This window comes from Kibdelosporangium persicum (assembly GCF_013280595.1).
Lineage (GTDB): Bacteria > Actinomycetota > Actinomycetes > Mycobacteriales > Pseudonocardiaceae > Kibdelosporangium > Kibdelosporangium persicum.
This window is the reverse complement of record NZ_JAAATY010000035.1, coordinates 18,781-40,667: the sequence shown is the minus strand read 5'-3', so window position 1 is coordinate 40,667 and position 21,887 is coordinate 18,781. Positions and strand designations below refer to the sequence as shown.

Here is a 21,887-nt window from a genome sequence, read left to right as displayed (position 1 = left end):
TTCTCGGTGTCGCCTCCGTGTAAGCGGTGGCTGTCGGCGCAATAGTTCCGAGATGGGTCTGGCTTGTTCCTCTGCGACCAGGGTCGAGGCGATCTCAGCAGAATGGGCACGAGGTCCGCGCTTCCCCGTTCGTCCCGGCGCCCGGACGGGGAAATCATCTCTGCAAGTGGCGGGAGGTCCTCAACTACTTGGTGACCTCCCGCCGAAACCGGTCGGCAAACCGTTGCGTCCGTACCATCTCACCTAACGGAACGCCACTAGCTCGTTCGGCCTCGACCGCGCGTTGGAGGGGGTGCAGCAGGTCCAGCACCAGTTGTTCGGAGGCCGCGGCGTCCCAGACGATGTTGAGGATCTTTTCACACTCCTGCTCGGCCGCCCTGGGACTGCGAGAGACCGGCCGCGTGCCGATCAAGCGCAGCTTGATCGCGGCCAGAAGGTGGTAGCGGGCCGGCGTCCAGTCGGTGGGAATGCGTCGGTTCCGGAACAACCACTCCAGGCGGTACGACGTGGCCGCGGCAGTGTAGTAGAGCCCTGGCGGCTGACCTTCGACGAAGAGTTCTTTGCCCCTGGCCGCGACGAGCGCCTTGTAGTGGCCCAGCTTGGCCGGCTCGTCCAGGAACATCGCCAGGTACGCGCGGGTCAGCTGGGCCCGGGTGATCACGCGGGTCTTCTCGACGTCCTTGCGTTCGCTGTACTGCTTGGTGCGGCGTTCGTAGTAGAGCCTGCGCTGCTCATCCTTGCCGTGCAGGAAATAGTCCTCCAGCAACCGATGGAAGTCCTCACGAACCGTGAGATCCTCTTCGCTGATCACGGTCTGCCGGTTGGTGGCGGCGACGATCCCGTTGATCACGTCCTCGTCCTGCGAGTGCACGATCCGGACGCTGACCTGGACGGCATTGGTGAGCAGTTCCCGCTGGTCGAACAGGACATGACAGGTCTGGCAGCCGTTCACAATTTGGAAGTCGTCCACATGAACCTCGTCGCCGATCACCGTGAGTGCCCGGCTGACGATCGTGATTCCGTTGTTCAGGACCGCGAACCGCTCGCGCCGCACTGGGTCCAGCAGCGTGTCCCGGATCTGCTTGTTGACCTCGTTGTACCCCTGGAAGTCACGGACGTTCTCGTAGAACAGGGCCTTGCGCAGTCGGTTGGTCTCGTCAGTGAGCACACACTCGACCAGGTCGCCGGCTGCCACCACACCCAACAGCGACTGCTCCACACCGGGCACCTTCGGCAGCGGAACCTTCTTCGGCATGGGGAACGTGGCGGCTGCCTTGGTGGTGGCCCGCCGATAGAGAGCCCGCAGGTCCGCGCTGGTCACACACTGGAACAGCACGGCGTCGAACCGGCCGAGCTCCATCAGGCTGTCCTCAGCCGAACGGGCTTTCGCCGCAACCATGTCCGCGACTTGATGTCCGGTCGTCACGTAATGCATGTGCAGTTGGGGCAGCGCACCGGACAGCTTGGCGATGTTGTCGTAGATGGCTTGGAGACCGTCACGGAAGTTGGTGACATCCTCGGAGGCGGCGTAGCGGACCTTGCCTGGCTGAACGACGTGACGCAGGTTCTCGGCCAGGTCGGAGACCACCTTGGTCTCGAATCCAGTGGTGGTCTTGGCCTGGACCACGACAATCCGGATGTCCAACTGGCGGGCGTCCGCCACCGCCTGCCGGACGTCCGCGGCGTCGTGCAGCAGTTCGCCGTTGACCAGAATTCCCACCGCGTCGATGCCCAGGTCGTTGCCACCGCCCGTGCGGAAGGCGTCCGGGTTGAACTCGTCCTCGTAGTACGAGTTGAGCACGCAGTACGCGGCGAACGCCTCGAAAGCCTCGCCCGGCGGCAGCTCGCCCAGGTTGTGTACCTTTTGGAACTCCTTGACCAAGCCCTGGATGACGAGGTCCACGGTGACTCCTTCAGCCGGTGGCACGTGCCCTGGACAGGACTTCCTCCGAGGTCAACGCACTCGACGGGTGGTGGCTCAGGCACATCGGCACGATGACCTTCTGGAAGGGACGTCCTTCGGCGACCACGTAGAACTCGCCAGCGTTGAGCCGGGAGATGTCCAGCACAGCACTCCCCTTGGCCGCCGCCATCTCCCTGGCTGCGGCCACCTGGACCGGGCTGTTGATGAAGCCGAAGTACTGCGTGGCCGCGTTGCCGACGATCCGGTTGTGGATGCCCTTCGGGGCCTGGGTGGCGAAGACCAGGCCCAGGCCGTACTTGCGGGCCTGAGACGCCAGGGCGAGCGTACTCGCGGTGCTGGCGGTCATCATCCCGGACGGCGCCAAGGTCTGGGCCTCGTCCATCACGAGCAGGCCGCCCAACGGCCGGTCACCGGCCGGGTTCTGTTTGATCCACGCGAACAGCGCCATCTGCAGCTGGTTGACGAAGTTCTGCCGCTGTTGGTCGGTCGGCAGGCCGATAAGGCTAATCACCGAGACGCGGGCGTGCTTGCCGGGTGGCGGAGTCAACAGGACACCCGGGTCCAGCGGCTCACCTGTACCTCCGAACAACGGGTCGTTGATCCTGGCGGCCATCAGGGTCTGAGCCATGTCGGCAGCCATGTCGTGGGCTTTGCTGAGTGTCGTTATGTCGTCGGGCAGGTCGGCGAGCAGGTTGAGAAACGCGTGTAGTCGGGTGCCTCCCTTGCGGGCGAACCATGCCAACGCCTCACGGAGGACCGCGCGTGCTCGTTCTGCTTTCGCTGTGGATCCGTCCGCCCGTGCCCGTGGCGCCAGGGCAGCGACCGCTGTGTCCAGCGCCAGCGAGAATTCGTCCGGATCACCCACGACCGCCGAGAGGTCCGGCAGGGGCTGGAAGGTCAACGGCCGGCCGGCCTCCCGGCGAGGCGTCCAGATAACGACGTCGGTGCCGTCCCGGTACTCCACTGACCTGGCCGCGTCCTCGTCCTGCCACCCGTCGGGAGCCTGCGGCCAGGCGTCGCCCAGCCGGGCAAGGTCGTTGTTGGGATCGAGCACGATGGATGACACGCCCCGTAGTGCACACTCCTCAACCAGCCTGCGGATAAGCACGGTCTTCCCAGACCCGGACCCGGCGAAGATCGCGGTGTGCTTGCGGAGCGACTCCAGGCCGACCATCAGCGGCCGGCCGGTGTCGACGCTGGTTCCCAGCGGGATCGTCGATCCCGTGTCGGTTGGCGGAGCGACCGAGTCCGGATCCATGTCCGGCCAGACCGCCTGCTGCGAGGGCTCTGGCACTACCGGCTCGGGCTGCTGTTGCGTCGAGAGATCGGGCTCGCCGAACACCTGCCTGAACAGGGTGGTCTGGCTGGCCGGCTTGTGCTGTTCCAACCAGACCCACAGATCCGCGCCCGGCTTCTCCCACATCCGTTCCAAAGCAGCGAAGACCCGGAGGTCCTCGGCGGATACCGGGTCGATGAGCACGCCGCCCGCGGACTTGAAGTTCGCCAGCATCCGTTTGGTTTTCGGCGTTCCCATTGACCAGCCGCCGGTGCGCAGCAGGTAGGCCCTGCGCTTGGGTACGTCCGGGTCAAGACCGGCGTTGATCTGCAACCGCTCGATACGGTTCTGCGCGTTCAGGTGGTTGGACGAGGAAATGGCCCGGAAGGACCAGTGCATCTGGTCGCCGGTCTGCTCGTCGACCATGTACCGCAACCGTGCGTGCAGCGATGGGTTGTCCCCCGGCGGCGGGTCGAGCGAGTACCGGTCGCGGTACTTGCCCTGTTCGTACATGTACGAGCGCAGCCCCGCGGCCAGCAACGCAGGCATCCGCTCGTCCTCAGTCCTCTGCTGAACGGCTGCCGTGGGATCGGCGTTGGCCAGCAGGTCGGCGTACGCTGCCGCCACAGTGTTCAGCGCGGGCGCCGGGGCACATACCCGCTCGGCGGGCGGCGGAGACTCCTCCAGCAGGTTGGTCAGCTCGCGGAAGACACCGGTGTCCAGGCAGGACCGAACGTGATCGTCGATCCGTTTGAACAACTCACGGGGCGTGAAGTGCGGGGCCGCGGCAAAAGCTGACGGCCGGACCGGCCAGGACGGGTACTCCGGGTCGAAATCGGCCTCGGCGAACAGCGAGCGAAACCGTGTCTCGACGAGCGCCTGCCCGACGGCGACGGATGGCACGTTGTTCAGCCTGGACTCCTGACGGAAACGTTCCTTCACCGTGATGTTGGTGTGGCTGCCTATCCGTTGCCAAACGTGGGGTTGGCAGGCCACCACGGTGACCGTGCGGTGGGTGGTCTGCCGCAGATCCATCAGCCCCACGCCGAGCCCCTCCAGCAGGTGGTCATCGGGTTGGCTGACAGGGCTCACCACACCCAGGTCCGTGGCCTGGGTCGACTGCGCCATCAGCGTGTCGATCTGGTCGACAGCGAGCAGGCTTGGCCCGGTCAGCGACAGCAGCCTGGATATCTCGCCGACCATCTGCTGTGCGGGCCTGGTGTCCGGCTGGATACCCCATTCGGCGCGCTCGCCGGGCTGGGTCTCACTACCGGACATGAGGTACGACTCGCCGATCTCACGAGCCATCGGGTCCGGCGCCACGAGCAGTGCCATGGCTTTCACGGTGTTCCGGCACTCGTGGCCCCAGAGCATGTCGTGATCATCCAGCGCGGCAGCAAGCTGAAAGAGACCCTGCCGGGTGGGCATCCGCTGGCCGGTGACCTGCTCGCGGATCTCGTCGGGCAGGTCGAGACAGTCGGCGAGCCGACGCAACACGACGGCCAACTGCCGTTCGCCGTCCGGGCCGGGACGGTACAGCCCGGTGCGCAGCGCGTGGGTGATGTTCTGCCAGAAGTCCTTGCCGTGCAACAGACTCACCAGGAAGAAGTAACCGCCGCGGCGCTGTACCTCGACTCGTATCACGCTCAGCATGTGGGTCTTTCCCGAGCCGTGCTGACCCGTGACGGCGACGCCGAGGGGGCTGGAACCATCGCTGGCCTCGGCATCTGCGAAAGCGTCCATGACTGTGCGCAGCGTGCGGTCATGAAGGCCGTCGACGTGCGCAGCGGGCGGTGCCCACACGTCCTCGGGTGTCGGGGCCCAGTTGATTCGCAGGCTCTCCAGTAAGCGGCGTTCGAGGTCGTCCATGGCAGCCTCACGTGACGTCGATCGACAGCACGTGCTTGTCCTCGCCGCCGAGCCGGATCGCGGCTGCCTGGTCGGCAACCGTCAGGACCTTCTGGTTCTCCTCGGGAATCAGTTGCGCCTGCGGATTCATGTTGAGCCGCACCAGGCCGGCGTCCAGCTCTCCGCGCGACAGGTGGGCGAGCTTCTCGCGCAGCCGTGTCAAACTGACCCACGCACGTGGCTGCGCGGCCAAAACACGATAGGCGGAACGTATCTCCTCGTCAATATCCGAATCTGCATAACCGCGGGTTTCCACCGAATCGGGCTGCGGTTTCTCGTTGAAGAGATCAGCGAGCTTCAGATCCCACCTGGTCAAATGTTCACCAAGCAGCCGTAGCACCCCGTAAAGCAAGCGATACCCCTTGTCCACGCGCCCCGACGGCTCCGCATCCAGTTCCTCCCGGCAGCGCCTCCAGCCCTCCTCGGTCAACGTGTGGACATAGGCGTTACGCAGCTGTCTTGCCTGATGGACGGTGATAAGGTCGAGTTCTTTCAGGCGCTCGCGAGTGCCCTTGTCGATTGTGAACCGGTATCTGTCCTTGATCTCCGTGTTCGACGCCTCGCCGACAAAGGTCATCAACGCGAGGAGAGCTGATCTTTCCGGGAGGGTGAGCGGGGGACCTTCATTCGTCATGTACGGATTCTCCGGCAGCCGCATGAAGAACAATTACATGGCGACACTACCGCTTCGGACATACCTCAGACGACCTTTCGCCCAGTCAGACCAACATCTGCCCACAAACTTTCATATGCGTCAGGCGTTCGTTGGGCGCGGACGACCTCTTCCGAGGACGCGACCGACTCCGCTGCCGAGCATGGCGCCGGGGTTTCATGCAGATCTGCTCGACCACTAGCTCGTCGTCTCATCGGTTTCCTCATACTCCGTTTCGTCGTCCCAGTCCACGGTTCGTCGATACTCGGGATGGTTGCGGTCCATCAGCGCTGCCAGGTGAACCGGTGCGGGGTAGCTGGTGCGCCCGTCCCAGGACACCGCGTGGTCGCACAGCCGCGCCGCCGCGACGGCGTAACGCAGCGGGTCCGAGTTCGCGCCGACGACCACGATCTCAGTGCTGGTGTGGGCATACCACGTGTGCCTGCCTGTTTCCGCGTCCGCGGACCACCGCCCGATGTCGAGTCCTGCCCGGCTGTGCCACCCGCCGCCGGCGAACGGGCGTGGGATGTTGGCCAAAATCCACGTGTTCGCGGAATCGGCGAGCTGGTACAGCGACCGCGTCGTCTTGCCGACACGCCAACCGTTCCCGGCCGCCGTGTCAGGGCTGCGCACTTCGACCGGACGTGGCAGGTCGCGTGTTCCCGAGGTCACTCGTACCACGGCCCGCGGGCGGTGTCCGAGAGCCGCGTCCCAGCCAGGCAGGGCTCGGCGATCACCGACGCGGCCCGCGGAGTCTGGTTCGAGATCAAGGTTCTTGTTGGCCAGCAGCGGCCACAACGACCGTGAGCTGTCACCGGAGACCATCAGTACGTACCCCGACCCGGTAGCCACGTGCGGGCGCAACTGGCCGAGAGCAGTGTCAATCGCCACTAGCAGGCTCTCGTCCTGGCGCTTGCCGCCAGGCAACGGTAGCGCGCGGAACGCGGTGTTCACGGTGAAGTAGTCCTGCCACCCGGTCCTCTTGCCGATCTTCGGATGCGGCGCGGACTGGTAGGCCAGGATTCGCCAATGCTCGCCGTCCGGGACCATGGCGACCAACGACCAACTCAGCTTCGGCTCACCCTTGATCCACGCCTCCCCACGCTGAGCCCGGACGTGCAGTCCGACGTACGCGACCGGCTCTGTCATCCCGAGGCTGCCCGAAGACAGCGCACTGGTCATTCTTGGGTGGACCAGACCAGCAGCTCGCAGCAGGTCGGCCACCGCGTTGTTGCCCGCGTGGTCCTTCGCGGGGTCCGCCACTGCCTTGGTCTCCGGTGCTGTCGCGAGGAACTGGGCCAGTGCGCCGCGCTCGGCGAGCAGCCGGTTGACCACAGGCTTCGCATCCCCCTCCGGCGTCCGGCCGTCGTACTCGGTCTCGCACAGCACCAGGACCCGCGTCCCGTCCGGCGCGGCGAGATGCCGGACCTGATCCAGCTCCCCCGGCCGCTGCCGGTGTTCACCGTGGGCCAGTAACCGCGCCGCGTGGTGGAACACGACCTCCACGTGCGCCCCGACCTGGACCAGAGTGTCCTCCTGGATGCCCTCTGCGAGGTCGGTCCGGGCGAAGTGATGAGCGAGCAGCCGCTGCACCCGGGCACGGGTGCGCTGAGTGCCATAAAGGACCAGGACACGTAGCCGCTCGCCGCCAGAGGCCTTGATGACCGCAGGCAATCCGCTCTCGTCGAGTAGATCGACGTCTCGGCCCGCCGCGACGATCCGCTTGGCCTGGACGGAGAACCGGTGTCCTTTCACCTCGCGGGCTGTCACGTTCGGCACTTCGAGCACTTCCGCGGCGTGGCGGCTCAGTTCGCGCACGGTGTACATGCCCACGCCGCGACCGACCGGAAATCGCACGGACTTGCGCACCAGCGCTCGCAATCGGCCTGGCGGCCCGGTGAGGTCAAGGTCACCTGGTTCGAGCAGGTTCTCCCCGCGGAGCCTGTGCGAAACCGACAGCGCGATACGGCTCGTCGTCTCGATCCTGCCAACGCGGTTCCGGCCTTCCACGGCAAGGCGGAGCAGCGGGTCCTCGTTGCGGCGCGGCGCCAGCCAGGCGGTGCGGGCACCGTTGAGCCACCGGCTCAACCGCGCCACCGACGGGTCGAGCACCACGACCGGAGTCCTCATGCCCGGCAGCGTCTTCATCAGCAGGCGGATCCGAAGCGCGGCGTAGCAGCGGTCGCCATCCGCCTTCCACACGCCGGACCACAACGCATCCGGGTCCCAGACCAGCAAGTTGCCGTCGGTATCGGCCCGCAGCGACACCTCACGACCATCGACCCGCCACACGTTGCCCGCCAGCTTGCGGGCGACCTGCCAAGTGGCGGCGTCGTAGACCCAGTTCGGCGCGTCGGGCTGATCACCGACATGGCGTACCTGGTCGGCGAGCGACACTCGCTCGCCGACCAGGTTGTCAGCGACCAGATCCGCCAACTCGCTCGCGTAGCCGAAGGTGATCTCCTCGTCGGGTACACCGAGCACGGCCTGCTCCCATAGCATCACGGCGTCACGGACGTCACGCCGGTCGAGGGGCTTGCTGGATACCAGCCGTCGCGGCGCCTCGTGCTTGCTGGCAGGAAACAGGTTCACGCAGGCGCCGCTGTAGGCGCGCAGTGCAGTCGCCAGACCCGAGTACGGGAGGTTGACGTTCCAGCGCACTCTTTCCCGGTAACGGCCGCGTAGCCGCATCCACACTTCGTCGACGCGGTCAGGGAGTTGATGGATGTGCGCTGACCCGTGCAGCACTTCCGTCAACGGGAAGGCCAGTAGGGGCAGTTCCTTGTTGCCGGCGGTCACCGGTCCTCCTCGTCGCCGATGCCCGCGAAGTCCAACCAGGACACGAGCGTCGAGCCGTAGATGCGGCGCAGTTCGCGTTGTTCGACAGGGCTGAGGTTCGCGTAGTAATAGCGGAGCAAGCCCGGGATGTCGGTGCCGTGCTTCGGATCATGGAACGCTCCGTCCGCCAGGAACAGCTGCACCGGAGTGCCACCTCGCCGCGCCCGGCCCGCCAACTGGATCATCTCGACGAGCATCCCGGCGACTGCCTCGGCCTTGAGCGCTCGGCTGAGCCTGCTGAAACGCGGGTCGCTGGTGAGGATGTGGAAGAGCCGGAAGAACGCGCGCTTGCGCTGCTCGACCCACACCGCCACCGGGTCAACGCTCGGCTCGTTCTTGCCCAGCGCGTACGCGTTGACGCTGGCGAACATCTCTGCGGAGTCGGTGACCTGGGCGGGCGGGCGCACGCAGACCCACACCGACGCCAGTGCCGAGCGCTGGTCGCCAGGCACCAGGATGTTGAGGCCTCGGGCCACCAGGCTCAGCGGCGCGATGCACACCTTGACCCCAGGGTGCTTGTGTGGCAGCGACTCCAGCTCGTCGATCGTCACCGTGACGACCTCGGCGGGCAGCACGACCGGTGACGGAGAGCCGTGCCGGGGGACAACAACCGCCACCCAGCCCGGGTCTGCTGTCCTGCTCGCGATTCCGGCCGCAAGCAGGACGGCGTGCCGATAGGAGTTGCCGACCAGCATGCACAGTTCGCGGTCCGGTTCGGTCGCTGCCAGCGTCCGCAGGTGCGCATCGATGTGCTGGTCCCACAGCGACGCGCCGAGCGCGCGGATCGCCGCGTCCTTCCCGGCTTCTGCCCGGCCGCCGATGTGGATGGTCTGGTACTGCTCATCCAGTGCCTCGCCTGCCCGCGTGGAGAACGTCCCTGGCTTGGCGTCGGTCATTGCATAGGTGACGCACGCCCGGATGTGCTCGCGCCCGGCGCCGGGGAAGTACGCGGTGGCCGACAGGCCCAGCACCACGCGTTCCACTCCAGCTGCGGCCAGTGCGACCGTGCCACCCAATTGGGCGACCGTGGTGTGCGGGTCGCCTCCGACGGCCTGTACGGACAGGGTCCCGCCAAGCCGGGGATCTTCGACTCTGTCGACGCGGAACCCGAACAGCAGATACCCCAGAGGGCCGTACGGGATCGCCTGATGCTGGGCCACGGTCCCCAACTGCTCGGCGAGCACACGCGCGGCCGGCATCTCCGTCCCCGGCGCGGCGACCGCGAAGGTGAGGCGGGTCAACGCCTGGTGCAGTGCGCCGAGCCATGTACGGACCAGCAGCGCGTTGACCACATCCCGACGGTCTTTCGCCTCTGCCACGTGCGGTTCGAGTACCTCATGGAGACGGTGCCGGACTTCCCGGATGTGGTCTTGGCCGCTGTCGTTGCTGACCGCCGACGCCAGAAGGTCGGCGACCTCGCGAAGCCACTCCGGCAGGTCCGCGCCACCGGTCCCGCCGATGTCCGGGAACAGCGCGTTGAACTGCTGGTAGACCTCGGCCGGCACCGCCACGTCCTGGGCGTTCTCAGTGCTGTCGTCGAGTTCGAATAGGTGCTTGAGCAGCATCCGGTCGCGGGAGCCAGGCAGGTGCCAGCCCGAGTCCGCGCTTCCGGAGGACGATTTGCGCGGACCATGAGCAGCCGGGCGTGCGTCCCCCAGCCACAGGTCGCCCTCCAGGACGTAGTTGAGGAACTGGTCGGCCAGGAACCGGGTGCGCGTCAGCGGCGGCACGACCGCGCGGTCCTCGGCCGGAAGCAGCATGGTCCGCTCGGTGTCCAACCGGACCAGGGGCAGCTCGGCCACCGTACCGCTGGCCGCGAGCTTGAGCTGGCGGGCGCCCGCGTCGAACATGTTGCTCTGCAGCAGGTCGACTTCGTCGGCCAGCAGCACCGCACACCGGCGCAGGAGAAACTCCTGGACCGGCAGCCGGTTCAGCTCGACCCCGTCGACCCGAACGGGCACCGGAACCGTGCCGTGGACGAGGTTGTGGTGGTTGGTGACGATGATGTCGGCGGCCGCCGCATCTCGCAGACCCTGGTGGCGGCCGCACACTCCCAGATACGGGCAGGCGTGCCGAGGCGCGGGCTGTCGCTTCTCCTCAACACCTGGCTGCTCAACCATGGGCCGCAATCCAGTGCACGGCTCGTCCGGGGCGACGGGTTGCGGCCCGTCGACCACCAACGCCGAGAGAGCACAGCCGTAGGCCAAAGTGTCGAACCTGGCCCACTGCCCTCGGTCGGCCGCCTGTGCCGCTTTCTCCGCAAGGCGCCTGGGTGAGACCAGCGCGGTGCAGCGACGGGGCAAGTCCAGAGTCTGCAGGTCGCTGGAGATCTTGTCGGCGGTCTCCATGGCTTCGTGGACGGTGCCGACCACGATCGCGACGGGGACACCAGATCGGGCCAGATGCAGTGCGAGCAGTCTGATGAGGACGGACTTGCCGACCCCGGTCGGAGCGTTGAGCAGGCGGATTCCGCCTGGCCGCAGCAGGAGCTCGTGCACCGGGACGTCATTGTCGGTGCGCAGTCCGGCGAACAACTCGTGGAGGACCCGGGCCTGCCATGGTCTCTCACCGCGGCGCGTTGCGATCTCGTCGGCCAGCCGCCGTAGCTCCTCCGGCTTGACGGTCACTTCCGCAACGGGAGGGGTGGTGTCGAGGACAATCGGGTCCACGACGCCACCCTTCACAGCGGGTGAAAGGTCCACAACGGACTGTCCACGCCACCCGAAGCTCCACCTGCCCGGCCCTGCGACGGGTAGTGGGCGCCTGCCCTGCACATACTTGACCTCGGCTTCGTCGAGCAGGCGCCTGACGAGGTCGAGCGGCCGCTGCCCGTGCCGGGCCACGACCGCCACGACCTCGTCGTCAGGCACGTCTTCGGGAACTCCGTACGGGCTGTCGGTGTCCGCGCGCAACGCACGGGCCATCTCAGTGAACCGGCGATGCGCCCCGATCTCGTTCGGCCGCACCCGCAGGAACCGGCCCACCAGCCGCCTAGTGGCCGCGGTTTGCTTGGCCCAGCCCCGCCACAGATCCAGCCTGCCCGCGGCGACCAGTGCCGCGGCGTCCAGCGGCACAGCTGTGCGGCCGTCGGGGTCGGGGAACCCGAAGAACTCCTCGGCGAGGGCACAGGCGATCTGGGTCGCGATTCCGGTGGGAGCGGTCGGGACAGTCACGCCATCACCGCCGCGATCTTGGTCAACTCGGCCATGAGGTCCTTGGCCGTCTCGACCCGGTACCCACGGCCGCCGATCATGTGCCGCAGCAATTCCAAACTCGAACGCTGGTGGTCCGGGACGACGATCATCAGATCCGGGGCAGCGGGACGGGCGCTGCGCAATGCCTCACCCAACGCGACCGGGGATGCCCACGCCTTGGCGTCCACTCGCCACACCTGCGCGCCAAACTCGATCTTGAGGTCGTAGCGGTCCTGGTGTGGCCACATCGTCACCTCCGCCCCAAGTCTCCGTGCATGATCACGCAGCCTGCACTCCAACAGACCTGGCAACGTCACATATCGCCAGACGATGCGGGACACCGCCATCGACTCCCTGGTGGCGGGCTGCGCCGCCACGGGCACAGCGCGCTCGCCCACGGGCCGCAGTTCTGGAGCACCGTCCGTACGGGCGTCGACCCGGCAGGTGTAGGCCACGCCGCGGCGAGCGTGCGCTTCGCACCGGACGTCCACGACCGGCCCGCTGCCGAGCACGCGCATCGGCCACCCGCAGTCCGGGCATTGGAAGAACCATCCACGCACCTGCTGCCACGACCAGCCTGCGACCGGTTCGTAGAACTGCGGCAACAGGGTGTCCCAGATGCGCCGCAAGGCACGGAGGTCGTCGACGGGCCGATCGACTAGCTGGGCGCGCAAATGCGCATATTGCGCCTCCGGGAGCCTGCGCAGCACTTCGTAGACCCGTCGCTCCTCCTGCTCCGCAGCGACCCGTTCCCATGGCCAGTGCTCTTCCAGCGCGGCGGAGGGCATCAGGAACTCTCTGCACAGATCCTCCGCCTCGTCGGTGAAGCGGCCCTGTTTGTCGAGCAGTTCCAGTCCTGCGATCCCAGTGGTGTCCACGTCGCGGGGCAGCAGGTTGCCCAACGGCCCGCGCAGTCCCGCGCGGAAGCGAGCCATGGGCGGAGCCTCGCCGATGGGGTGCGCGGCGGTGAGCACTCCAAGACAGCTCATCAGCGCGCGGGCACGCCGGTCCCCAGGCAAATCCGGGTCGCCGAGCACAGCCGCCGCGAGACAACACGCAGTAATGGCCTGAGCGCGCCGTTGGTCGTCCGCAGAACGGTCCAGCGGAACTGTTTCGTCCAGAGTTTCCATCACGAATGCAACCTTCCCAGGGACCTGTCGGTGAACAATGCCGACCGAGACGAATACGTGCCCCGGCCACCGAAAGAACGACAGCCGGTGCAACTGGGACCCTGCGGCACGCAGCAAACCACAGGTGTAACCGGTCGAGCAAATTCATTTGCCCTTGCCGATATCGTCAATTCTGTGACACATGTATGACACCGCTCCCCCGATGCCCGAGCACTGCGATTCATGTGTCTAATCTGTCGCCCACATCTCGCCGATCAGAAAGGAGCGGGCATGCGGCCGGAAGACGGCATCGGTGTCCCATTGACCCTTGTGGACAACAGTGGGCGGCGGATCGACACAGGGCCGGAGGAGGTGGTCTTCGGCGCCCTGCGTCTCAGTCGCTGGCACGTGCACCCCGTAGCCGGGGTGCACGCGGCGTTTCCCGGTAAGGCCGCACACCTTGTAAAGATCAACTACGACCTGCGCATCGACCCCGGTGCCCCGGTCATGCGCTGGTTCGAGATCGGCTTCCCGTTGGCAGACCGCGACTCAACGGTCGTCGCCGCGGTGCCCCGCGGAGCCACTGAACCCCAACCCGCCACTTCCTACGCGCTCAGCCGCAACCTGGAGTTCGTCCCGGTCGACAACAGCGCCGCTCTGGTCCACATCCCGCCGACCGACGGCCCGGTTCACGTTTACGGCGCCTCTGGCGACTCGATCCGGTGGCTGCACGTCGCTCCGGGCAGAACCGGGGTCCGTCCCGGCTCCTATTCGGCGTGGATCGTGCTGCTCACGCCCGGAGGGCGAACTGAGCAGAAATTCCGGCTGACCGCGCGCTTCGAACCGCGGCTCGCCGACGGAGACGACTTCCACCCAGTGCCGAAGTCGACGGAGTTCAGCATCTCGCTGACCGAGTCCACCCGATCACCTCTTGTCGAGGCCGAAAAGCGTGGCGGTTCGGGAGTCGGCCTTCCCCGACCATCACCCCGGGTCTTCATCTGCTATGCGCACGAGGACGAGACGCATAAGAAAAAGGTCCGGGATTTCGCCGACCTCCTGCGCGAAAGCGGCTTGGACCCAAGAATCGACAAAGACCAAGAGGGACCCCGCACGGAGTGGGACCACTGGGCACTGCGTGAGATCCGGGAAGCGGACTTCGTTGCCGTCATCGCCTCGCCGACGTGCAAGGCAGTCGGCGAAGGAACCTACGAGTCCACCGGTCACCCGGGCATCCGCAGTGAACTCGGGGTGATCAGAAACCTGCTTCAGAAGCACCCGGAATGGCGAAGCTACCTCCTTCCCATCGTCTTGCCGGGTTGTTCGACCGACGACATCCCGATGTTCCTGCACCCGGCCACCATGGACCACTACATCGTCGAGGCGCTTACCAGGACCGAGATCGAATACCTGCTCAAGACGATCCGGGCGACCCAGCCCTGGCAGGGGTGGGGTCAGCGGTGAGCGGCACCTTCCATGGACTCTTCATCGGAATCGACAACTACCATGACCCCGCCTTCCGGCGCCTGAACTTCGCGGGACGCGACGCGCGAGTGCTCCACGCGCTGTTCTCCGACAACGTGCGCGGTGACTGCGTTCTCGTCCAGAACGAAGAGGCCACCACGGCCAGAGTGACCGCCGAACTCGGCCGCATCGCCGAGACCAGCGGTGACGACGACTTCGTCGTCATCACCTTCTCCGGCCACGGGACGCCGTCGCGGGAACTGGCGACCCACGACGCTGTACCCGGGCGTTTCGCTGAGACGGCGCTGCCGCTGACCAAGTTGGTCGCACTGGTTCGGGCGATCCGCGCACGGCTGCTGGTCGTCGTACTCGACTGCTGCTTCTCCGGCGGCATGCTGGCGCGGACGTTCTTCGAGCCGGACGACGGCAGCACCGCCCGGTCGGACGAGACGGACGCCTGGGAGGTTGTGCGCTCGATCAGCGGTCAGGGACGGGTCTTCCTCGGTGCAGCCTCGGCAGACGAGGAGGCGTTCGAGTCACCGCGTTACCAGCACGGGATTCTGACCCACCACCTCATCCAGGGGTTGATGGGCGCCGACGACGTCCTGGACAACCGGGGCAAGGTGTGCCTGCCGTCGTTGGTGAAGCACGTACTGGATCGGGTCACCGCCGAGGAGACCGGGACGAGGCGCCGCAAGCAGCACCCCACTTTCGGGGGGACGATGAGCCTGACCCGCTTCCCGCCGCTGTCACCAGGCCCGAAGTACCAGGAGATCGGCGCCCACTTCCAGCCGCCTCCGGCCAACAAGGATCTGATGTCCCTTGTCGCCCACGGCGTCCCCTCGCCGGTGGCCGAGCTGTGGCGGGACCGAGTCGGCAAGCTCAACGACGTGCAGGTCGCCGCCGTCAATCGCGGCGGGCTGCTGAACGGCTGCGACGTCTTGGTCAGCGCGCCGACCGCGAGCGGAAAGACTCTTGTCGGTGAGATTGTCGCGCTGCACGCGGCTGCACACAACCGCAAGGCCGTGTTCCTGCTGCCGAGCCGCGCCTTGGTCAATGAACAGTACGAGAAATTCCAGAAGGCGTACGACCCGCTCGGGATCCGGGTGGTACGGGCAACCGGCGGACTGCGCGACCAGGTGAGTGACCTGATCACCGGCTCGTATCAGATCGCCGTGGTGACCTACGAGACCTTCATCGGTTTGCTGTCCGGGCTTCCCGGTTTGGTGGAACGCGCTGGGGTCCTGATCGTCGACGAGATCCAGTCCTTGCTGCTGCCGGACCGCGGGCCCCGGTTGGAACTGCTCTTCACCCGTTTGCGACGTGCGGTCCACCGGGGCTTGCCCACTCCGCAGCTCGTCGGGCTCTCGGCAGTGCTGGGCGACCCTGACAAACTAGCCGCCTGGCTCGGCGCAACCCTGGTGGAGTTCACCGATCGCGCCATCCCGCTCTCGGAAGGCGTCCTCAGCCCGGACGGCACCTACCTGTACCGGACCCACGGAGGCAAGGATGTGCAGGGGACGGAGGCTGAACAGCGGCTGCTCCCTCGTTCCGGGGTGACCGTCGGGGACGACCTTGTGGAGCGGCTGGTCCGCAAGTTGGTGGAGCAGGGAGACCGGGTCCTTGTGTTCCGCTCCAGCCGGGCAGGTACCCGTGCCTTCGCCCGGCGGCTCGCTGACCGTTTGGGCTTGCCTGCGGCCAAGTCTGTGCTCGGCGCCCTGCCCAAGGGAGATGTGTCCCGGGTGGGCGAGATGCTGCGCGACTGCCTCGGTGGCGGCGTGGCATTCCACAACACCGATCTCCGTGAGTCCGAGCAGCAGGCGGTCGTGCAGGGGTTTCGCAACGAAGCGGGAGAAATCCGGGTTGTGGTCGCCACAACGACCCTCGCCCAGGGAGTGAACCTCTCGGCGGACTCGGTCGTGGTGTGCGAGCTGGAACACCCCGGGCGATCGGGCAGGCCTTACACCTCCTCGGAGTACAAGAACATGGCAGGCCGGGCCGGGCGCGACACGGGCCGGGACGTCCCGGGGCGGGCGATCGTCGTATCCAACGGCGGTGTCGACGCCCAGCGGATCTGGCGCGACTACGTGAACGCCGGACCCGAACCCGCACGCTCCGCGCTGCTCGTCGCCGATCTCGACTGGGACAGTCTGGTCCTCACCGTGCTCAGGAGCCTCGCCGACGAACCCGAAGGCGCCGACGCTGCTGGGGCAACAGACTTTCTGAGCTGGACCTTCGGCGCCTTCCAGAGCCAGGCCGCCCGAACCGCCGCCCCCTTCCCACCCGACACGGTGCGGGCGGTGGTCGACTCGCTGCGCGAAGAGGGTTTCCTGACCACCGCCGACAATGGCCACCGGCTCACCTCGCTCGGCGAGATCGTGGTCCGCAGTGGCCTGAGTGTCGCGTCGGCCCGCGTGTTGGCCGCGACCCTCAGTGCGGTGGCGGACACCGAGTTGACCAGGATGACCCTGCTTGGCGCGGCGCAACTGGTCACCGAGGTCGACGACGTGCGCTTCGCCAAACCGTCCGCCAACTGGCACCGCGAATATGACGAGTTCGCCCGGCAACTGCCCCGGCAGCGGTGCGCACCCGCGGTGACAGCCGCACTGCTGGGCCCCCGCAGCCAGAACGGTTCCGGCGTCGGCCGGGTACGCCGCGCCCTCGCCTGTCAGATGTGGTCAACGGGCCAACCGATCTCCAAGATCGAGACCGCCCTGACCCTCCATCTGCGGCCGCAGGCGGGTATTCGGGACCCGGGCCCGATCGCGTATGCGGCGCAACGCACCGCCGACGTCATCCGGGCAGTCGTCGACATCGCCCGCCACCTGCACCCGGAAGCTGACCTCGACGACCTCGCCGAAGCCCTTCCCTGGCAACTCGCGCTAGGGATCATCAAAGGACTGGTCCCCATCGCCCGGCACGTGGACAACCCTGTCGAACGCGAGGTCTACCTGCGCCTTGACCAAGCAGCGCTCCGCGACCCCGCAGCCGTCGCCACCGCAGACGCAGCGCAGTTGCTTCACTGCACGAACGACGACGAGCCTTTGGCCGCCACCCTGCGTGCAGCGGCCAAAGCGGCGCTGGCCGAGGCGAACCAACCCGCTCTCGACGACCTGATGGATCTACCGGAGGACTGACCCGCGCCAGCAGCAGACCAGCGATCATCGCCTCCTGCGTCAGCGCATCGCGTCAGGAGCCATCAGTTTCCACGGCCGTCACCTCGTCGGCCGGCCAATGCGGCTGAACAAACGCTGTGAACAGCGTGGCTGGGTCGTACGGGCACCCGACCCGGCCGACGGCCATCTCCTCGTCCGGGAAGACATGCTCGCACCGCTGGACGAGCAGCGAACGCCAGCCGAACCGTTCCCAGCTGCAGAACGTCCGGCGCACGTATCGATCCGCGTCCACGGCGGCGTACGGCTCAAGGTCGAAATTCGAGCACTTCGCCGAGGCTATCGGTGAACCCGTTGGCTCACCCCGAGCCGGTCACGCCCAGCATGGCCAGCGAGTCGGCCGAGCGGGACCGGGGTTCGGCCGGCTGGGCGACCAGTCGCTGGCCTGGCGCACTGGTGATCGGGAAAACTTCCGTGCGCAGGCACAACTCGCCGACGGCGGGGTGGAAGAAGTGGCTGCCGTAGGCGATCGTGCCGCGGGGCTCACGTCCGGCCCACAGCCGGCGGAACTCCGGGCTGGCTATGGACAGTTCACCGATCAGTTCCCGCAGTCCGCGCTCGTCGGCCCCGGGGTGGGCGGTGGCCTGCCGCAGGTCCCGGATGGCGGCGCGGGCCGTGCTGGCCCAGTCGCGGAAGAACTCCCGGCCGGCGGGGTCGAGGAAGATCATGCGGAGCAGGTTGTCGCTGTGGACGAAACGGCTGTGCAGCGCGGCCGCGAGCGCGTTGCGGGCGAGGACGTCGTGGCTCCAGTCGAGGACGTAGGCGGGCGCCGAGGTCCAGTCGTTGAGCAGGGCCAGGACAGTGGAGCTGACCCGGCCGGCCTGCTCACGTGACCGCCGGCCGACGGTGGGCCGGGCCAGTCGGTGCAGTTCCGTCGAGCCGCTCTCGTCCAGGCACAGTGCCCGCTTCAAGCTCTCCACGGTCCGGCGGGTCGGACGTTCGTGCCCCTGTTCCAGCCGGGCGTAGTAGCCCGCGCTCAGTCCGGCCAGCCACGCGACCTCGTCGCGGCGCAGACCAGGGACTCGGCGGCGGCCGTCGACGCTCAGCCCGACCTGCTCCGGCCGCACCAGAGCACGGCGGGCGCGCAGGAACTCGCCCAGCGCGGTGTTGCGCTCACCGTCCATGCGGTCGAGGTTAGGAGACGTGACAGGCTTCCAGCCTGGCCGCGTCACACCCAGCCAACTGGTTAGGAATGCCGTCCGTGGGGCAACTTCACGACGTCGACGACGCACAGCGGAAGGAACGAGCGTGATCATCCGTACAGCCGGCGGGGGTGCGAAGTGAGTGGTACGCCTCTGGGCGACTTCCTGCGTGCCCGGCGCGAAGCGCTCCGGCCGCAGGACGTGGGACTGCCCGAGCAGGGCCGGCGCCGGGTCAAAGGCCTGCGTCGCGAGGAGGTCGCGGTTCTGGCAGGCATGAGCAGCGACTACTACATGCGCCTGGAGCAGGGCCGCGAGTCCAGCCCTTCGCCGCAGGTCGTCGATGCCGTGGCGCGAGCCCTGCGGCTTGACGCCGCGGCCACCGAGCACCTGTGGCTGCTGGTTCAGCCATCGGAGGCCAGGGTGTGGCGCCACACGGACGGCCTGCCGGTCAGTGCTCAACTGCTTCAACTGATGGACAGCTGGCCCACCTCGCCCGCCTTCGTGGTGGGGCCCGCACTGGACATCCTGGCGGGCAACCGGATGGCCGCCGCGCTGCATGAGGGCTTCGCCTCGGCGGACAACCTGGCCCGTATGGTGTTCCTGGACCCGGCCGGGCGGGAGTTCTACCAGGAATGGGAACGCGCGGCGCACTCGTGCGTGGCTGAGATCCGCGCCGCGTACGGACACGATCCCGACAGCACGCGCATCGCCGAGGTCGTAGCCGAACTGTCCGCCGGCAGCCCGGAGTTCGCCGAGCTGTGGACCCGCCACGAGGTGAAACCCAAGACCCAGGAGGGCAAACACCTGCGCCACCCGGATGTGGGTGACTTGCACATCCTCTTCTCCACGTTCACCGTCAACGGCGCTCCGCACCAGCAACTCGTCGTCTACCAGGCCGAGCCGGCGTCCCCGACCGCCCATGCCTTCGAGCGGCTGCGCGCCCGCGTGACGCTTTCCTAGGTACGCCACTCCCAGGAAACCTCCGGCCTTCTTCCGGCCCGTCCACCTCGGCAGACTCGGATTCGCCGGTGGCGAGACGGCCTCGCCACACAGGCAGGACAACCGGAAGGAGCGAGACAGTCGTGGCTACTTGGTTCATCACCGGAGCGTCCCGTGGGCTGGGTGCGGAGATCGCCCGTGCCGCGCTGCACGATGGCGACGATGTCGTTGTCGCCGTACGCAATCCGGATCGGGTGCCCGAGGACCTGAAGGCAGCGGCCAACACGCTGACCGTCGAGCTGGACGTCACCGACGCCGAGGCCGTTCCCGCCGCCGTACAGGCCGCCGCCGACCGGTTCGGCCGGATCGACGTGCTGGTCAACAACGCGGGCCGGGGCCTGCTCGGCGCGCTGGAGGAGATCACCGACGCCGAGGCGCGGTCGCTGTTCGACCTGAACGTCTTCGGCCTGATCACCATGACCCGCGCGGTGCTGCCCCTGATGCGTCGTCAGGGATCGGGCAAACTCGTCCACATCGGATCGCGCTCGGGCTTCGAGGGCGAACCGGGCGTGAGCATGTACAGCGCGTCGAAGTTCGCCGTGGCCGGGATCAGTGAGGCGTTGTCGGCAGAGCTGGCGCCGTTCGGCATCCAGTCCATGGTGGTGGAGCCGGGCGTGCTGCGCACCGACTTCCTCGACGCCAGCTCGCTTTCGCTTGCCGCCCAGCGCATCGCCGACTACGACGGCACACCCGCGCACGACACCCTCGACTGGGCCGGCACGGCCAACCACACCCAGCTCGGAGACCCGGTGAAGGCAGCCGCCCTGATCCGCGAGGTCACCAGCGGGGACAAGCTGCCCACCCACCTGTACCTCGGGCCCGACACCCTCGAGCGGCTGCGGGTCAAGATGGCACAGATCGAACAGGACCTGGCCCCGTGGCGCGACAAGTCCGCCGCCACCGCCTACCAGGACGCCGTCCAGGTCTGACCGCGCTTCGCCCGCCCGTTCCCGGGCACACGCTCACTCGCAGGAGGGATTCCAGAACATGTCCGCTCTGCTCACCGGCACGCCCTTGACCGGGCGCGTGGCCGTGATCTCCGGCGCCTCCAGCGGCATCGGCGCCGCCACGCGCCTGGCGCGACTCGGCGCGAAGGTCGCCGTTCTGGCTCGCCGCAAGGAAAAGCTCGACGCCCTGGTGGCTTCCATCAACGGCGGCGGCACCGCTGTCGCCGTTCCGGTCGACGTCACCGGCCGGGAGGCCGTACACGCCGCCGCGCGGCAGGTCGCAGACCAGCTGGGCACAGCGGACCTTGTGGTCAACAACGCCGGCGTCCAGCTCATCTCGCCCATCACCGACCTGCGCCAGGACGACTGGCAACGGCAGATCGACCTGAACATCACCGGGGTGATGAACGTCATCGGTGCCTTCGTACCGCATCTGACCGCCGCCGCGGCGGCGGGAAAACCGGCGGACCTGATCACCACGTCCTCGATCGCGGCCACCCGGATTCTGGAGAAGTTCTCGGTCTACTCCGGAACCAAGGCCTACATCAGCCATCTCACCCGGCTGTTGCGCGTGGAGCTCGGGCCGCAGAACGTCCGCGTGGCCACCATCGAGCCCGGCATGGTCGACACGGACCAGAACGACTTCCTGCGACAGAACCTGTTGCCAGACGGCCGCTACGACGAAGCGCGCGGCGACCGCCCGAGCGCCTACACCGGCCGCTACTGGGTCAACGGCACCCGCATCGACTACCTCGACGACCTCGGCTTCTGGGCGTACGGAGAGTTCCGCGACGGCGAACTACACCACGCCGGCTACCGACTCACCCGCCGCTGACCCAGTACGAGGTCAAGCAGCCCAAGAAGAACCAGCACGGTCCGTGAACCGCGCATCCTTCACCGACAGGACCAGAACCGTGATCAGAACCCTGCTCTCCCTCCTCGCGATAACCGGCACCCTGGCCGCCTGCGCCGACCACCGCCCTGCTGACAACGGCCGGAAAACCGGGCCATCACCCGCCAGCACACACCCGTACCTCGGCATGTGGGTCACCGCCGACGGCCGTATTCGCCAGGAACTCCTGCCCACCGGCCGATACGAGGAAGAACGTGACGGCCGCAAACGCGCCTACACCGGCCGCTACACCGTCACCGGCACCCACATCGACTACGTCGACGACCTGGGCTTCACCGCTACCGGTGACGTCCGCGACGGAGTCCTCTACCACGAACACCTCGTGCTCTACCGCGAGCGATAGCCGTCCGG

14 protein-coding genes are annotated in these 21,887 nt (G+C 67.3%); 6 read left to right on the top strand and 8 right to left on the bottom strand.

Annotated features, from left to right (window positions below):
- Positions 1-184: 184 nt before the first annotated feature.
- The 6 genes from GC106_RS39505 to GC106_RS39480 form a co-directional block, all read right to left on the bottom strand.
- The gene (locus tag GC106_RS39505; RefSeq protein WP_173141184.1) at positions 185-1,903 is read right to left on the bottom strand and encodes an AIPR family protein; all 1,719 of its coding nucleotides are present in this window, start codon (positions 1,901-1,903) and stop codon (positions 185-187) included.
- Positions 1,904-1,913: 10 nt separating this feature from the next.
- On the bottom strand, positions 1,914-5,069 hold the full coding sequence (locus GC106_RS39500) for a helicase HerA domain-containing protein (protein ID WP_173141182.1): 3,156 nt from the start codon (positions 5,067-5,069) through the stop codon (positions 1,914-1,916).
- 7 nt (positions 5,070-5,076) lie between these two features.
- Positions 5,077-5,766 carry a hypothetical protein gene (locus tag GC106_RS39495; protein ID WP_173141179.1) on the bottom strand — a complete coding sequence of 230 codons (690 nt, stop codon included), beginning with the start codon at positions 5,764-5,766 and terminating at the stop codon, positions 5,077-5,079.
- A gap of 192 nt (positions 5,767-5,958) precedes the next feature.
- Positions 5,959-8,559 (bottom strand): RNaseH domain-containing protein, encoded by a 2,601-nt coding sequence (locus GC106_RS39490; RefSeq protein WP_173141177.1) that lies wholly within the window; start codon positions 8,557-8,559, stop codon positions 5,959-5,961.
- Positions 8,556-11,771 carry a hypothetical protein gene (locus GC106_RS39485; protein WP_217281531.1) on the bottom strand — a complete coding sequence of 1,072 codons (3,216 nt, stop codon included), beginning with the start codon at positions 11,769-11,771 and terminating at the stop codon, positions 8,556-8,558. Before GC106_RS39485 ends, GC106_RS39490 begins: the two co-directional genes overlap by 4 nt.
- The gene (locus tag GC106_RS39480; RefSeq protein WP_217281536.1) at positions 11,768-12,922 is read right to left on the bottom strand and encodes a restriction endonuclease-related protein; all 1,155 of its coding nucleotides are present in this window, start codon (positions 12,920-12,922) and stop codon (positions 11,768-11,770) included. The genes GC106_RS39485 and GC106_RS39480 overlap by 4 nt, the downstream gene beginning before the upstream one ends.
- Before the next feature lie 270 nt (positions 12,923-13,192).
- Here GC106_RS39480 and GC106_RS39475 point away from each other — a divergent pair, with 270 nt between their 5' ends.
- Both GC106_RS39475 and GC106_RS39470 read left to right on the top strand, forming a co-directional pair.
- On the top strand, positions 13,193-14,362 hold the full coding sequence (locus tag GC106_RS39475; RefSeq protein WP_173141175.1) for an SEFIR domain-containing protein: 1,170 nt from the start codon (positions 13,193-13,195) through the stop codon (positions 14,360-14,362).
- Entirely contained in the window at positions 14,359-17,499 is a 3,141-nt protein-coding gene (locus GC106_RS39470; RefSeq protein ID WP_173141173.1) for a DEAD/DEAH box helicase, read from the top strand. The genes GC106_RS39475 and GC106_RS39470 overlap by 4 nt, the downstream gene beginning before the upstream one ends.
- A gap of 52 nt (positions 17,500-17,551) precedes the next feature.
- Here GC106_RS39470 and GC106_RS39465 read toward each other — a convergent pair whose 3' ends face one another.
- Both GC106_RS39465 and GC106_RS39460 read right to left on the bottom strand, forming a co-directional pair.
- Complete coding sequence (locus GC106_RS39465; RefSeq protein ID WP_173141171.1) at positions 17,552-17,770, bottom strand: hypothetical protein; 219 nt, start codon at positions 17,768-17,770, stop codon at positions 17,552-17,554.
- 64 nt (positions 17,771-17,834) lie between these two features.
- Positions 17,835-18,659 carry a helix-turn-helix domain-containing protein gene (locus GC106_RS39460; RefSeq protein WP_173141169.1) on the bottom strand — a complete coding sequence of 275 codons (825 nt, stop codon included), beginning with the start codon at positions 18,657-18,659 and terminating at the stop codon, positions 17,835-17,837.
- Positions 18,660-18,815: 156 nt separating this feature from the next.
- Here GC106_RS39460 and GC106_RS39455 point away from each other — a divergent pair, with 156 nt between their 5' ends.
- From GC106_RS39455 to GC106_RS39435, 4 genes are all read left to right on the top strand, one after another.
- Positions 18,816-19,637, top strand: coding sequence for a helix-turn-helix transcriptional regulator (locus GC106_RS39455; RefSeq protein ID WP_312873242.1), 822 nt, complete (start codon positions 18,816-18,818; stop codon positions 19,635-19,637).
- A 122-nt stretch (positions 19,638-19,759) separates the two neighbouring features.
- Positions 19,760-20,605: an SDR family NAD(P)-dependent oxidoreductase gene (locus GC106_RS39450; protein ID WP_173141167.1), complete on the top strand. Its 846-nt coding sequence runs from the start codon at positions 19,760-19,762 to the stop codon at positions 20,603-20,605.
- A gap of 58 nt (positions 20,606-20,663) precedes the next feature.
- A complete protein-coding gene (locus GC106_RS39445; protein ID WP_217281530.1) occupies positions 20,664-21,458 on the top strand; it encodes an SDR family NAD(P)-dependent oxidoreductase in 795 nt (264 codons plus the stop codon).
- Between the two features lie 121 nt (positions 21,459-21,579).
- The gene (locus GC106_RS39435) at positions 21,580-21,879 is read left to right on the top strand and encodes an Atu4866 domain-containing protein (protein WP_376777813.1); all 300 of its coding nucleotides are present in this window, start codon (positions 21,580-21,582) and stop codon (positions 21,877-21,879) included.
- Positions 21,880-21,887 lie beyond the last annotated feature (8 nt).